Origin of the sequence: Weizmannia sp. FSL W8-0676, from assembly GCF_038593015.1 — a bacterium.
Classification (GTDB): Bacteria; Bacillota; Bacilli; order Bacillales; family Bacillaceae_C; genus Weizmannia; species Weizmannia coagulans.
This window is the reverse complement of record NZ_CP151954.1, coordinates 2,924,251-2,938,541: the sequence shown is the minus strand read 5'-3', so window position 1 is coordinate 2,938,541 and position 14,291 is coordinate 2,924,251. Positions and strand designations below refer to the sequence as shown.

General features: G+C 47.6%; 12 protein-coding genes and 1 pseudogene. 12 read left to right on the top strand and 1 reads right to left on the bottom strand.

Annotated elements, in window-relative coordinates; translation table 11 throughout:
* The first annotated feature begins 14 nt into the window (after window positions 1-14).
* The 4 genes from purM (at window position 15) to purD (ending at window position 4,646) form a co-directional block, all read left to right on the top strand.
* Window positions 15-1,061, top strand: a complete 1,047-nt coding sequence (gene purM / locus NST20_RS14400; RefSeq protein WP_013860597.1) for a phosphoribosylformylglycinamidine cyclo-ligase — start codon at window positions 15-17, stop codon at window positions 1,059-1,061.
* Entirely contained in the window at window positions 1,054-1,647 is a 594-nt protein-coding gene (gene purN, locus NST20_RS14395; RefSeq protein WP_342399734.1) for a phosphoribosylglycinamide formyltransferase, read from the top strand. Before purM ends, purN begins: the two co-directional genes overlap by 8 nt.
* Window positions 1,644-3,173: a bifunctional phosphoribosylaminoimidazolecarboxamide formyltransferase/IMP cyclohydrolase gene (gene purH / locus NST20_RS14390; RefSeq protein ID WP_342399733.1), complete on the top strand. Its 1,530-nt coding sequence runs from the start codon at window positions 1,644-1,646 to the stop codon at window positions 3,171-3,173. The genes purN and purH overlap by 4 nt, the downstream gene beginning before the upstream one ends.
* A gap of 222 nt (window positions 3,174-3,395) precedes the next feature.
* On the top strand, window positions 3,396-4,646 hold the full coding sequence (purD, locus tag NST20_RS14385) for a phosphoribosylamine--glycine ligase (RefSeq protein WP_342399732.1): 1,251 nt from the start codon (window positions 3,396-3,398) through the stop codon (window positions 4,644-4,646).
* A gap of 94 nt (window positions 4,647-4,740) precedes the next feature.
* On the opposite strand, the gene NST20_RS14380 is transcribed toward purD, so the two are convergent.
* A complete protein-coding gene (locus NST20_RS14380) occupies window positions 4,741-4,971 on the bottom strand; it encodes a DUF2892 domain-containing protein (RefSeq protein ID WP_014096909.1) in 231 nt (76 codons plus the stop codon).
* 105 nt (window positions 4,972-5,076) lie between these two features.
* Here NST20_RS14380 and NST20_RS14375 point away from each other — a divergent pair, with 105 nt between their 5' ends.
* From NST20_RS14375 to NST20_RS14340, 8 genes and pseudogenes are all read left to right on the top strand, one after another.
* Complete coding sequence (locus tag NST20_RS14375) at window positions 5,077-6,819, top strand: adenine deaminase C-terminal domain-containing protein (protein ID WP_342399731.1); 1,743 nt, start codon at window positions 5,077-5,079, stop codon at window positions 6,817-6,819.
* Between the two features lie 134 nt (window positions 6,820-6,953).
* On the top strand, window positions 6,954-7,961 hold the full coding sequence (locus tag NST20_RS14370; RefSeq protein WP_342399730.1) for a DUF3048 domain-containing protein: 1,008 nt from the start codon (window positions 6,954-6,956) through the stop codon (window positions 7,959-7,961).
* A gap of 68 nt (window positions 7,962-8,029) precedes the next feature.
* A complete protein-coding gene (locus tag NST20_RS14365; RefSeq protein ID WP_342399729.1) occupies window positions 8,030-8,362 on the top strand; it encodes a YerC/YecD family TrpR-related protein in 333 nt (110 codons plus the stop codon).
* A gap of 301 nt (window positions 8,363-8,663) precedes the next feature.
* Entirely contained in the window at window positions 8,664-9,359 is a 696-nt protein-coding gene (locus NST20_RS14360; protein ID WP_110134318.1) for a heptaprenylglyceryl phosphate synthase, read from the top strand.
* Window positions 9,360-9,396: 37 nt separating this feature from the next.
* Window positions 9,397-10,077, top strand: a pseudogene (locus tag NST20_RS14355) (UvrD-helicase domain-containing protein); the annotation flags it as partial.
* Window positions 10,078-10,784: 707 nt separating this feature from the next.
* Complete coding sequence (ltrA, locus tag NST20_RS14350; RefSeq protein WP_342399728.1) at window positions 10,785-12,197, top strand: group II intron reverse transcriptase/maturase; 1,413 nt, start codon at window positions 10,785-10,787, stop codon at window positions 12,195-12,197.
* A gap of 140 nt (window positions 12,198-12,337) precedes the next feature.
* Window positions 12,338-12,649, top strand: coding sequence for an HNH endonuclease signature motif containing protein (locus NST20_RS14345; RefSeq protein ID WP_342399727.1), 312 nt, complete (start codon window positions 12,338-12,340; stop codon window positions 12,647-12,649).
* 67 nt (window positions 12,650-12,716) lie between these two features.
* Window positions 12,717-14,285 carry a 3'-5' exonuclease gene (locus NST20_RS14340; RefSeq protein WP_342399726.1) on the top strand — a complete coding sequence of 523 codons (1,569 nt, stop codon included), beginning with the start codon at window positions 12,717-12,719 and terminating at the stop codon, window positions 14,283-14,285.
* Window positions 14,286-14,291: the final 6 nt, after the last annotated feature.

Sequence of the window (14,291 nt, the reverse complement as noted above, 5' to 3'; positions counted from 1 at the left end):
AACGGAGGATTCCTATGGCAAACACATACCGGGATGCAGGCGTCGACATCGAAGCAGGCTATGAAGCGGTCAAACGGATGGGAAAGCATGTGGCGCGGACAAACCGGGCGGGGGCAATCGGTGCACTCGGCGGATTTGGCGGCATGTTTGACTTATCTGCGCTCCATTACCGCAAGCCCGTGCTTGTTTCCGGAACGGACGGCGTCGGCACAAAACTGAAACTTGCCTTTTTAACAAACAAGCATGATACAATCGGCATCGACTGTGTCGCCATGTGCGTCAATGATATTATTGTCCAGGGGGCGGAACCGCTTTTTTTCCTCGATTATATTGGTTGCGGCAACCAGAACCCGGAAACGATTGAGCAAATTGTAAAAGGCGTGGCGGAAGGATGCGTGCAGGCAGGGTGCGCGCTTGTCGGCGGAGAAACGGCGGAAATGCCGGATATGTATGAAGAAGGCGAATACGATCTGGCGGGATTTGCGGTTGGCGCATGTGAAAAAGAGGCGCTTGTCACGGGGAAAAACACCGCGCCCGGAGATGTTTTAATCGGCCTTGCGTCAAGTGGCATCCACAGTAACGGCTATTCGCTGATCCGGAAAATTTTTCTAAAAGACCATGCGATGACCGTTGATACGATTTTGCCGGAACTGGGCCGGCCGCTTGGGGAAGTGCTGCTAACCCCGACAAAAATTTACGTCAAACCGGTGCTTTCCGCGTTAAAAAAATTTGAGGTCAAAGGAATGGCACATGTAACAGGCGGCGGGTTTTATGAAAATATGCCGCGCATGCTCAGAGCCGGGCTCGGTGTTGAGATCAGCCTTGGTTCATGGCCGGTCCCGCCCGTTTTTTCCGCTGTGGAATCTTACGGAAACGTCAGCCGCGATGAGATGTTTCACGTTTTTAACATGGGAATCGGGTTTGTCCTCGCGGTGAATGCGGAAGATGCACAGGCTGCTGTTTCCTTTTTCAACCAGTCCGGGGAACAAGCTTTTATCATCGGCCATGTTACAAATACGGCGGGTGTCCGTTTTGCAGCAGGGAGCAGAGGCGATGCATAAAATGGCTGTTTTCGCATCGGGCAGCGGCACAAATTTCCAGGCGATTTGTGATGCAGCTAAAAAAGGGGAACTGGATGCCGCGATTGAACTGCTAGTATGCGACCGTGAAGATGCGTATGCCATCCGCCGGGCAGCACAAGAAAACATCCCGGCGTTTGTATTCAATCCGAAAACGTACCCGGATAAGCGGGCGTATGAGCAGGAAATTTTGGCGCAATTACAGAAAAAACAAATTGAATGGATTGCCTTGGCCGGCTATATGCGGCTGATTGGTCAGGTGCTACTGGATGCGTATCCGCGGAAGATTATTAATATCCATCCGTCGTTGCTGCCGGCTTTCCCGGGCAAAGATGCGATCGGGAAGGCGCTTGCGGCAGGCGTTAAAATAACGGGCGTAACCGTTCATTACGTCGATGAAGGCATGGATACCGGGCCGATTATTGCACAGGCGGCTGTCCCTGTGCTTGCCGGGGACACATACGAAACACTGGCGGCAAGAATTCATCAGACAGAGCATGTGCTGTATCCGGATGTGCTCAGGAAGCTAGTGGAAAATCAAACCAACATGGAGGTTTTACCAGAATGAAAAGAGCATTAATCAGTGTATCGGATAAAACAGGGGTAACGGCATTTGCACAAAGTTTGAGCGGGCTCGGCTTTGAAATTCTCTCAACCGGCGGCACGAAAAAAGCGCTGGAAGAAGCCGGCGTGCCTGTTACGGGGGTGGAAGAGGTAACAGGTTTCCCGGAAATTTTGGAAGGCAGGGTAAAAACGCTCCATCCAAATATCCACGGCGGGCTTTTGGCAAAACGGACGCCGGAACATGAACAGCAAATTGCAGCGCACGGGATCAAACCGATTGACCTTGTCTGTGTCAACCTTTATCCGTTCCGAGAGACGATTGCAAAGGCGGATGTCACGGAAGAAGAGGCCATTGAAAATATTGATATCGGCGGACCGTCCATGCTGCGTGCGGCCGCGAAAAATTTTGAATATGTCACCGTTGTTACGGACGCAGGGGACTACGGCAAAGTGATTGACGAAATTAAAACGCACGGCGATGTGACGAAAGATACGAAAAAAGCGTTGGCTGCAAAAGTTTTCCGCCATACAGCAGCGTATGACGCCATGATTGCCGATTATATGACAACGCTTGTTGGCGAAGAGGCCCCGGAGAATGTCACTTTTACATATGAGCTCAAGCAAACGCTCCGTTACGGGGAAAACCCGCACCAAAAAGCAAGCTTTTATATTAACCCGCTTGGTTCGCCGTTTTCGATTGCGCATGCAAGGCAGCTGCACGGCAAAGCATTATCGTACAATAATATCCGCGATGCAGATGCCGCCCTGCAGATCGTAAAAGATTTCAAGGAACCGGCAGCTGTAGCCGTAAAGCATATGAATCCGTGCGGCATCGGGGTCGGAGATTCGGCGCTTGAAGCGTATAAAAAAGCGTACGAGGCAGATTCGAAATCGATTTTCGGCGGCATCGTCGCATTCAACCGGCCTGTTGACCCGGAAACGGCCAAGCTGCTACATGAAATTTTTCTCGAAATTGTAATTGCCCCGTCGTTTGCGGACGAAGCGTTTGACATTTTGGCAAGCAAGAAAAATATCCGCCTTTTGACTGTGCCTTTTACGGAAGCGCACAAACCGGAAAAAATCATTACTTCCGTAGAAGGCGGGCTGCTGATCCAGGATCAGGACACCTATACTTTAGATGAAGCCCAAGTGAAAACTGTCACAAAACGTGAGCCGACAGAACAGGAATGGAAGGCTTTAAAACTGGCCTGGAAAGTGGTAAAACATGTGAAATCGAATGCGATTGTGGTGACGGATGCTGAAAAAACGCTCGGGATCGGCGCCGGGCAGATGAACCGCGTCGGCTCGGCGGAAATTGCGTTGGCCCAGGCCGGTGAAAAAGCAAAAGGAGCCGCGATGGCATCCGATGCATTCTTCCCGATGGACGACACCGTCGAAGCAGCTGCCAAAGCCGGCATTACTGCCATCATCCAGCCGGGTGGGTCCATCCGCGACGAAGACTCCATCAAAAAAGCCGATGAATACGGCATCACGATGGTCTTCACCGGCATCCGCCACTTTAAGCACTAACAGAAAAGCGCGGCATACGGGCTTCTTATTCGTTGGAGGACCGATGCTGCTTACCGCAGGGAAAAGGTGCAGAAGTATGCAAGCCCGGGAAGCAGAGCCGGACAAACAGAAAAGCGGAGGCGACTGTCCTGCCCGGCAGTCCCCGGGTTCTATTGTATCCGATCATAAAATTAGTCGGAAGACCTTACAAAATGATGGACAAAGAGAGGAGGCCACGTTAAAATGAAAGTACTTGTAATTGGGAGCGGTGGCCGCGAGCATGCCATCTGCAAAAAATTATCGGAAAGCCCCCGCGTTGGCAAAATTTATTGCGCACCGGGAAACGGTGGCATCGCCCAAATCGCTGAAACCGTTCCGATCCGCGAAACGGACACGGCTTCTCTGCTCGCTTTTGCAAAAGACAAAGGCATTGAACTGACGGTTGTCGGCCCGGAAGCCCCTTTAAGCGCGGGGATTGTCGACGAATTTCAGAATGCCGGCCTGAAAATATTCGGGCCGTCAAAGCAGGCGGCGCGGATTGAAAGCAGCAAAGCATTCGCAAAAGAACTGATGCAAAAAAACGGCATTCCGACTGCGGATTACCGCGTTTTTTCCGACTATGCGGAGGCGGAAAAATATATCGTGGAAAAAGGCGCCCCGATCGTCATTAAAGCAGACGGCCTCGCAGCCGGAAAAGGCGTGACTGTTGCGATGACACCGGGAGAAGCAAAGGAAGCGCTCCGTGCCGCTCTGATCGGGAAGAAATTCGGGGAAGCCTCAAACCAGGTGGTTGTAGAAGAATTTTTGGAAGGGGAAGAATTTTCCCTGATGGCGTTTGTCCGGGGAGAGGAAGTGTATCCCATGGTGATTGCGCGCGACCATAAGCGTGCATATGATGGCGACAGCGGGCCGAATACAGGCGGAATGGGCGCCTACTCCCCGGTTCCGCAAATCCCAGATGAAGAAGTGAAAAAGGCAGTAGAACATATTTTGCGCCCGGCAGCCAGAGCGTTGAAAGAGGAAGGCTGCCCGTTTACCGGGGTCTTGTATGCCGGCTTGATGCTGACGGAAAACGGTGTGAAAGTGATTGAATTCAACGCCCGTTTCGGCGACCCGGAAACGGAGGTTGTGCTCGAAAGGCTTGAATCGGACCTTGCGGAAATTTTTCTGGATCTGTTGGACGGAAAAAGCCCTTGCATCAAGTGGCGCAAGGAAGCTGTATTGGGAGTTGTGATTGCGGCAAACGGCTATCCGGGTGCGTACGAAAAAGGGATTCCAATTCCGCCGCTTTCAAAATTGCAGTCTTTTGTTTTCCATGCCGGCACATGCGTGGAGGGGGAAAGGCTTGTATCAAACGGCGGCAGGGTACTTTTTGTCGGAAGGAAAGCCCGTACGCTGGAAGAAGCGGGAAAAGCACTGTATCACGAATTGGAAAGGCTCCGTTTGGATGGTTTTTTCTACCGGAAGGATATCGGCAAAAGAAACCAGGATTAGTCCCTGAGGCAAAAGGCCGGAAAATCTCCGGCCTTTTGCCCGGTAGCTTTTTGCACAGGTGGTAATGTTTCCCACATGCATGTTGCCTTCTGGTCTACACTTCTTCCTGGCCGCCATTCATTTGCCTGTTTTGAATGAGATCCGTCACAGGGCAGTAGCGGACAATTCCTTCTCCCACTTTCATGGCACCCATGAGCGCAACACATAAATAGCTGCAGCGCCCCGGTTTTTTCGATAATTTAGCTGTGGCCCATGCAAGCGAAGTGAGCCCGCACGTAATCCGGATTAAGGCATTTAAAATGCCAATATTGGGTGCGATTTTCATGATGAACATCTCCTTTCCCATGTTTTCGAACTTCTTTACTGCTTTAATGGATAAAATATGGTAATATATGAATATATTAGGGTCTCCCTAGGGAGGAATGAGACAATGCTTGACCAACGTTACAGATGGAAAAACAAACAAATCAGGGAACATGTCGCCGTGCTGGACGGCAAGCTTTCGCCAGACATGGTTTTAACAAATGCCCGGTTTCTTCATTCGACGTTAAGAAAATGGGTTACGGGCAATATTTGGATTTATCAGGACCGGATTGTATACACCGGGGAAAAACTGCCTGAAAAGACATCCGGATGCGAAATCACCGATTGCTCGGGGCAGTGGCTTGTGCCCGGGTATATTGAACCGCATGTCCATCCGTTTCAACTTTATAATCCCCAAACCTTTGCCCATTATGCAGCGCAAAAAGGGACAACAACATTGATCAACGATAACCTCATGCTCGTTTTATTAACAGACAAAAAGAAAGCGTTTTCTCTGATGCAAAAGCTCCGCCATTCACCGGTTACGATGTATTGGTGGGCCCGGTTCGACGGGCAGACGGAGCTTGTGGACGAAGAAATGGTTTTTTCTCACGAGTGTGTAAAATCGTGGCTCGAGCATGATGCTGTCCTGCAGGGAGGGGAATTGACCGGCTGGCCGAAACTGGCGGACGGCGACGACTTAATGCTCCATTGGATTCAGGAAGCCAAGCGGATGCGGAAAAAAATTGAAGGCCATTTCCCGGGTGCCTCCGAGAAAACATTGGCAAAAATGATGCTGTTTGGGGCAGACTGTGACCATGAAGCGATGACGGGCAAGGAAGTACTGAACCGGTTGATGCAGGGATACACGGTGTCTTTGCGCCACTCATCCATCCGCCCCGATCTGCCTGTGTTACTGGATGAAATGAAAGCGCTCGGCATTGACCAGTATGATCAAATGTTTTTTACAACCGACGGCAGCTCGCCTGCTTTTTACGAAGAAGGCGTGATCGACAGGATGATTCAAATCGCGATGGAACACGGGGTGCCCCCGGTGGACGCATACTTAATGGCAAGCTACAATGTGGCGCGTTACTACAATATCCAGCATTTGCACGGTATCATTGCAACAGGCCGGGTGGCAAGCATCAATTTCTTGGAGAGCGAAACAAATCCGGTGCCTGTTTCGGTTCTGTCGAAAGGAGTATGGTTGAAAAAAGATGGCAAAGGAATCGAACCGGAAGAACCGGTCGATTGGGCATTGTACGGTCAAGGCCCGCTTGAACTGGATTGGGATCTCGGGTACGACGACCTGCAATTTTCCATGCCGTTCGGGCTGGAGATGTCCAACAGCGTCATTACAAAACCGTACTCCATTTCGTATGACGTATCGTATGAGGTGCTGCCGGACGCCTATGAGGACAATTTTCTTATGTTAATTGATAAAAAAGGAAAATGGCGGATCAACACACTGGTGAAAGGATTTGCCAAAAATCTGATGGGCCTTGCCTCTTCTTATTCATCGACAGGGGACATTCTTTGCATTGGAAAATCAAAAAGCGATATGCTGCTTGCGTTTAAACGGATGAAAGAAATGGGCGGCGGCATCGTGATTGCGGAAAGTGGGAAAATCATCCAGGAAATTCCGCTCCCGGTCGGCGGGATCATGTCGGATAAAAGCATGGATGAACTGATCGGGGATATGAAAAAATTTGCCGGTATTTTAAGGGACCGCGGCTATGCATATGATGATCCGATGTATTCTTTGCTCTTTTTATGCGCGACCCATTTGCCCTATATCCGGATCACTTCCAAAGGAATGTACGATGTGATGAAGAAAACGATACTCTTTCCAACAATAATGCGTTAAAATAATAAAGTACCGGAAATTTTAAAGCGGGTCGTAAAAAGGGAGATCGTTCGTTTCCGAAAAACCTCTTTCTATACGGCTGGCTGTGATTTGCTGTTCGGTGCATTTAAGAAAGCGTGATTGGAGTTGCAAAAATGGGAAAGAAACGACTGATTGGCCTGATGTTCCTTCTGCTGGTGCTATCGGCATGCGGCCGCCAGCATGGTACAGGCGGAAATCAGCAGGGAACCGGAAAATCTGCGGCACACCAGTGGACAGCACCGCTGACAGGGATCCGGACAACAAACAGGCCGGCAAAACGGGCGGTTGCCGTCATGATCAACAATCACCCGCTTGCACGCCCGCAATCGGGGCTTAGTTCAGCCGATGTTGTTTATGAAGCCCTGGCGGAAGGGGAAATCACCCGGTTTGTCGCAATTTTTGAAAGCCATATGCCGGCCAAATTCGGGCCGGTCCGGAGCGCCAGGCCGTATTTCATCAAGCTGGCAAAAGGATACGATGCTTTATACATTGCCCATGGCTACAGCCCGGGCGCGAAAAAGCTGCTTGATTCGGGCTATGTCGATGAACTGAACGGCATGCAGTATGACGGCACTTTGTTCAAACGGTCGGCAGCCAGAAAAGCGCCCCATAATTCCTATATCACTTATCAGAACATTTTAAAAGGTGCACGGAAAAAAGGCTATGTGATGAACCAGCCCCCGTCTCCCCTTTCTTTTGCCTCTGCAAAAGAAGTGAAAAACATTTCGGGCATTTCTGCGGGGAAAGTCAGTATCCGTTATTCAAGCCGGGACAATTTAAATGCCGTGTACCGGTATAACGCAGAAAAAGGAAAGTATGACCGCTACGCTGGCGGGGTGGAGACGGTGGATGCAAATAACGATCAACCGGTCCTCATCGACAATTTGTTCATTGTTGCTGCTAAACATAAGCTGATTGACAGTCACGGGCGCAAGGATATTGATTTAACATCTGGAGGCAAAGCGTATCTCATCCAAAAGGGAAAGCTCCGGGAAGTCGAATGGGAAAATGACAACGGCAGGATTCTTCCGTATCAAAACGGGGAACCGGTCAAACTGGTGCCGGGAAAAACATGGATCAATATTGTACCAACTTTAAGCAGTGTTACCGTTACAGATTAGGCAGGGGTTCGGGCAGTCTGGCAGAGCCGTGCTGGAAAGCAATAGAGTAAAGGAGAAGAAAAACGTTTATGCAAATAGACAAATTACGCGGAAAAGCGCTGGATCAGCTGTTTGAAGCGATCCTGTCGCTTGAAACGATTGAAGAGTGTTACCGTTTTTTTGACGATTTATGCACCGTCAACGAAATTCAGGCGATGACGCAGCGCCTGGAAGTGGCGAGAATGCTGCGCAACGATAAGACGTACCATGCGATTGAGACGGAAACCGGCGCGAGCACAGCTACTATCTCCCGTGTCAAACGCTGCCTGAATTACGGCAACGATTCCTACCAAATGGTCCTCGACCGGATCGAAAAAAAACAAAGGCAGGAAAACCGTACAGAAGAAGAACCATTAGAATAAAAAGAAAAAAGCTCTTCTTTTAAAAGAAGGGCTTTTTTTACGCAGAACAACCGCTTTTCGTGATAGAATCGCGGGGCTTGGCGCATCTTGCTGGAAAAGTTGCGCTTTTCATTTTTCCTTCTGCCGGCACCGCTTTTTTGCATAAGCATACAGGAGAGATTTTCCGGCTTTAACGGGGGGAAAGCGCGGCGTTTCCGGGCAGGCCTGTTATATTTTCCCGTTCCGATGAAAAGCTTTTTTGCCTGTACCTTCAAATGCTATAATGGGTTATGATGGATGAAGAATGGAGGATTTCCGGTTGATGTATGATGTGCGTGAATGGCGGCATGCCTTCAAATTGGATCCGAATAAAGATATTTCGGAAAAAGATTTGGAAAAAGTTTGCGAGTCCGGCACGGATGCAGTGATTATCGGTGGAACGGACGGTGTCACCCTTGATAACACGTTACAGTTAATGTCAAGGGTGAGAAGATACGCCGTGCCGTGCTGCCTCGAAGTATCGGATCCGGACGCAATCGCACCAGCTTATGACCTTTACTTGATTCCGGCGGTTTTAAACAGCCAAAATACAACTTGGATCACCGGTGCCCACCATAAAGCAGTGAAAGCATACGGGGAATGGATGAATTGGAATGAGATTGTCATGGAAGGCTACTGTATTTTAAATCCGGACTGTAAAGCCGCTCAGCTTGCAGAAGCAGCAACCGGCCTTGACGACGACGACGTTCTCGCTTATGCAAGCATGGCGGAGCATATGTTCAAGTTTCCGGTTTTTTATTTGGAATACAGCGGCACTTACGGAGATCCAAAGCTTGTCGAAAAAGTGAAAACAGTACTGGAAGATACCGTTTTGTTTTACGGCGGCGGCATCCGCACTGCGGCACAGGCTGCGGAGATGGCACGGGCTGCAGATGTAGTGGTCGTCGGCAATGTGGTTTATGAAGATATACACGAGGCCGTGAAAACGGTTCGGGTTGTAAAGCAAACAGGTTTGTGATAAAATAGAACAAACATTCTCATGTGGTGGTGAAATCATGCAATTTTTAACCGACCGTATTCTAAACGGGCTGAATCCCGAACAGAAAGAAGCGGTCAAAACAACGGAAGGGCCGCTTTTGATTCTTGCCGGGGCGGGAAGCGGCAAAACGCGGGTGCTGACTCGCCGCGTTGCCTATTTAATGGTGGAAAAAGGCGTGAATCCGTATAATATTTTAGCGATTACGTTTACCAATAAGGCCGCCCGCGAAATGAAAGACAGGATTGCCGGGATCATGGGTGGTGCCGCTGAGGAAGTGTGGATATCCACCTTCCATTCGATGTGCGTGCGCATTTTGCGGAGGGATATCGACAGGATCGGCTTTAACCGCAATTTTTCAATCCTTGACGCGACCGACCAGCTATCGGTCATTAAAAACCTTTTAAAAGAAAAAAATCTGGATCCGAAAAAATTTGATCCACGGGCGATTTTAGGGAAAATCAGCAGCGCGAAAAATGAACTGATTGATGTTGAGCAGTACGCCAAACAAGCGGGCGATTTTTTTGACCAAATTGTCAGTGACGTATACGAGGCTTACCAGCAACGCCTGAAGAAAAACCAGTCGCTTGACTTTGACGATCTGATCATGATGACAATCCAATTGTTCAAGCGCGTCCCGGAAGTCCTCGAATACTACCAAAGAAAATTCCAATACATCCACGTTGATGAGTATCAGGATAGTGCGACACGTTGCTAATTGAAAAGATTAGCCACCAGCGAAAGCTGGGAGAACTGATGATTCGAAGAGTCGAATGAAGGAGTAACGCCCGGAAAGGCTCTCCCTGATCCTCCGAATAGCGTCAAGATAGGTAAGGATCTTGAGGTTATAAGCTCGGTGAAGTCGGCTGAATGCTGCCGTAACAAGTCAAGTTGACGAAAGCTTTCCAGAGGTGGAAGGTGCAGCAAATAAGCCGGGGGTCTATAAAACACTCATGGTGAGAATGTTAGTGAACAACAACTAACTGACGAAAATCCGAATGTACGGTTCTAGAGGTATAGATGCTAGAAATGGCATTGTCACGGTACGTGGCGCTAGTGAGGTGGAGTAAGAATTGTCTTTATGAAACACCTTGACGTGTTACAGGCACGTCCAAGCTAGCAGGACTAGAGGATTCACCTAAAAGTGTATGTACAGATAGAATCATCGGAACGTGGGAAGCTGACAACGCGGAGGACTTACCGGCCAATGAAGCGGTGATAAGGAAAAGCGAAGGCTATAACTTATCTTTATGTCAGTGAAAGTGGTGGCACAGTACCGTTGAGGTGATGGAAACATCATGGAGGGATAGCCACTAGTCAATTTGTTAAAGCAACTACATTTATCGTCTATCAGGTTCGAGTATGACTAAGAGAAACGAAAGCTGCCAGTAACCGGGTGGTGATTAGTTGACTGATAACAACCAAAAGCTAAAGAAGAAACAAAAATTGCGTAATAATGAATACTACAATATGCAAGCAGCGTTAGATACACTTTACGCTCAAAGTAAAAATGGCTACAAATTCCGAGAGCTGTATGATCTTATCATTGATGAAAGAAATATTAAGTTGGCCTTCCGAAATATCAAAAAGAATCGCGGAAGCAAAACGAGTGGGACGAATGGTAAAACCATTCTTGATATTGGGGAAAAGGATCCTTCGTCTCTTATAAAGTATGTAAGAGCAAGGATGTCTAATTTTAAACCACATCCTGTCCGAAGGATAGAGATCCCTAAACTGGATGGGACCATGAGGCCTTTAGGTATACCAACTATTGAAGACCGCTTGATTCAACAATGTGTGAAACAAGTTCTTGAACCTATCTGTGAAGCAAAGTTTCATCCACACAGTTATGGTTTTCGTCCAAACCGGAGTGCACATCATGCATTATCAAGGGCAGTAACCTTGGTAAACAAAAACAAACTCCATTATGCCGTGGACATTGATATTAAGGGATTCTTTGACAATGTTAACCATGGCAAGCTACTGAAGCAGATATGGTCACTGGGCATTCAGGATAAGAAGGTCATTAGTATTTTATCCAAAATGCTTAAAGCGGAAATCAAGGGTGTTGGTATACCAGGAAAAGGAACGCCACAAGGCGGAATTCTTTCACCACTACTATCCAACATCGTTTTAAACGAGCTGGACTGGTGGATCAGCAGCCAATGGGAAACTTTCAAAACGAAAAAGAATTACAATCGGGAACGAATGATTGGCAAAAGGCTGGTATTAGATCAAAGTGCAAAATATCGAGCATTGAGAAAAACTGGACTGAAGGAAATGTTTATTGTCCGATATGCCGATGATTTTAAAATCTTTTGCCGTAATCATAAAGATGCATTCGCTATTTTTGAAGCCGTGAAGAAATGGCTGAAAGAAAGGTTGGGACTAGAAACCAGTCCTGAAAAATCTGGGGTAATTAATTTGCGGAAAAAGCATTCTACGTTCCTTGGGTTTAAAATGAAAGCTATCCCGAAAAAAGACAAATTTGTAGCTAAAACAAATATGAGTGATAAAGCGAAAAAGAAGGCCATTGCAAAATTACGTGGCCAAATCAAAAAGGTTGAGAACAGCCCGCGAGAGGTATCTAAGCTAAATGCAACGATTGTAGGAATCCAAAATTATTACCGGTATGCGACTCATATCACTGTTGATTTAAGTAAAATTGGCTTCTCGGTCAGAAAGATCCTGTACAACCGAACGAAAGCTATTCTAAGTCAGAAAGGTACAAAGTCAAACACATTTAAAAAATTGTATCCGAAATTTAATGGGAAAGTGATTTTTATCCATGGAGTAAATGTTTTCCAATTGATCATATAAGAACTAAATATCCAACTAATTTTAGTCAGGATATTTGCCCTTATACAGATTTGGGAAGACAGAAGATACATGATCAACTTAAGGGATGTAATCAGGCAATCATTCATCATCTTATGTATAATCCTTTACCTGATCAAAGCATGGAATATAATGATAATCGCATATCCCTTTACGTAGGACAACTTGGACAATGTGCAGTAACAAATGTACCATTAGAACTTGGAGATATGGAAGTTCATCACAAGATACCAAGAAATCAAGGTGGAAGTGATGAGTATAGAAATCTTATATTCATAAGGAAGGATGTTCACAAGTTGATTCACTCAACAGAAAAAGTGACCATCCAGAAATATCTCCAAAAGCTGAACTTAGACGAGAATGCCCTAGATAAAATCAACAAACTTCGTGTTTTGGTTGGAAACGATAAAATAGTAGGTATTATAACGCGATAACAAATTGATGGAACGCCGTATGAGGGGAAACTCTCACGTACGGTGTGAATGGGGGGGAAAGCTGGAGATGACTTCAAAGGCTTACCTATCCATATCCAATAAATCCCAGTATACACTTGTGAAATTGTTGGCTTCAAGGTTTCAGAATTTGTGTGTTGTCGGGGATAATGACCAGTCGATTTACCGTTGGCGCGGTGCGGATATTGCCAATATCTTGTCATTTGAAAAAGATTACCCGAACGCGAAAGTCATTTTGCTCGAGCAAAACTACCGCTCGACGAAGAAAATTTTACAGGCGGCCAATAAAGTTATCGAAAACAACGCAAACCGGAAAAAGAAAAATTTATGGACGGAAAACGATGAGGGGCAAAATCTCGTCTATTACCGGGCGGACAGCGAACAGGGGGAAGCACAGTTTGTTGCCGGAAAAATTAAGGAACTCACTGCATCGGGCAAACGCCGGTACTCCGATATTGCGATTTTGTACCGCACGAACGCCCAGTCCCGTGTCATCGAAGAAGTATTGATGAAATCGAACATTGCCTACAATATCGTCGGCGGCACCCGTTTCTACGACCGGAAAGAAATTAAAGATATTCTGGCATACTTGCGGGTCATCGCCAATCCGGATGACGACCTCAGCCTGACCCGGATTATCAATGTGCCGAAACGCGGGATCGGTCAGACTTCATTGGATAAAATCGTGCGTTATGCGGCGGACCAGGATGTTTCCTTATTTACGGCACTTCAGGAAATTGATTTTATCGGCCTCAGTCCGAAAATTACCAAAGCCTGCCGAGAATTTTACGAGCTTATCAGCAATTTTACCCGGATGCAGGAATATTTATCCGTTACCGAACTGGTGGAAGAATTGCTGGACAAGTCCGGCTACAGGGATGCGCTGAAACTGGAAAAATCGCTTGAAGCCGAAAGCCGGCTCGAAAATATCGATGAATTTCTTTCGGTTGCCCAGGAATTTGAGAAAGAGAACGATGACAAAAGCCTTGTCGCCTTTTTGACGGATTTGGCGCTTGTCGCCGATATTGACCGGCTTGAAGAAGATAATGCACAAAAAGATGCTGTTGTATTAATGACATTGCACGCTGCCAAAGGGCTTGAATTTCCGGTTGTCTTCCTGATCGGCATGGAAGAGGGCATTTTCCCGCACAGCCGTTCCCTTATGGACGAAGCGGAAATGGAAGAGGAAAGGCGGCTCATGTATGTCGGCGTCACGCGGGCACAGGAGGAGCTGTACCTGACCAATGCCGAAGTGCGGACGCTTTACGGGCGCATGAATATCAATCCGGTTTCACGGTTTATCAATGAAATTCCGGAAGAATTGATCGAGGATATTCGCAAGGAGGAAAAAGACCGGCTCGATTTCCGCCAGGTTTCGCGCGGCAAAACGGAAAGAAAAGAGAAACGGCCGCCTGTTGTTCCTGCCTGGCAACAAAACGGGGCCGGCAATCTTTCCTGGCAAGTGGGCGATAAAGCCGAACATAAAAAATGGGGGATCGGCACGGTTGTCAGTGTCAAGGGAGAAGGCAAATCAGCCGAACTTGACATTGCATTCCCGAGCCCTGTCGGCATCAAACGGCTTTTAGCCGAGTTTGCGCCGATTACAAAAGTAGAATAGAATAAG

What these genes read in the sequence shown, in the direction of transcription:
- purM (WP_013860597.1), top strand. Translation starts at nt 15, where the DNA reads ATGGCAAACACATACCGGGATGCAGGCGTCGACATCGAAGCAGGCTAT.
- purN (WP_342399734.1), top strand. Translation starts at nt 1,054, where the DNA reads ATGCATAAAATGGCTGTTTTCGCATCGGGCAGCGGCACAAATTTCCAG.
- purH (WP_342399733.1), top strand. Translation starts at nt 1,644, where the DNA reads ATGAAAAGAGCATTAATCAGTGTATCGGATAAAACAGGGGTAACGGCA.
- purD (WP_342399732.1), top strand. Translation starts at nt 3,396, where the DNA reads ATGAAAGTACTTGTAATTGGGAGCGGTGGCCGCGAGCATGCCATCTGC.
- NST20_RS14380 (WP_014096909.1), bottom strand. Translation starts at nt 4,971, where the DNA reads ATGAAAATCGCACCCAATATTGGCATTTTAAATGCCTTAATCCGGATT.
- NST20_RS14375 (WP_342399731.1), top strand. Translation starts at nt 5,077, where the DNA reads ATGCTTGACCAACGTTACAGATGGAAAAACAAACAAATCAGGGAACAT.
- NST20_RS14370 (WP_342399730.1), top strand. Translation starts at nt 6,954, where the DNA reads ATGGGAAAGAAACGACTGATTGGCCTGATGTTCCTTCTGCTGGTGCTA.
- NST20_RS14365 (WP_342399729.1), top strand. Translation starts at nt 8,030, where the DNA reads ATGCAAATAGACAAATTACGCGGAAAAGCGCTGGATCAGCTGTTTGAA.
- NST20_RS14360 (WP_110134318.1), top strand. Translation starts at nt 8,664, where the DNA reads ATGTATGATGTGCGTGAATGGCGGCATGCCTTCAAATTGGATCCGAAT.
- NST20_RS14345 (WP_342399727.1), top strand. Translation starts at nt 12,338, where the DNA reads ATGGAATATAATGATAATCGCATATCCCTTTACGTAGGACAACTTGGA.
- NST20_RS14340 (WP_342399726.1), top strand. Translation starts at nt 12,717, where the DNA reads ATGACTTCAAAGGCTTACCTATCCATATCCAATAAATCCCAGTATACA.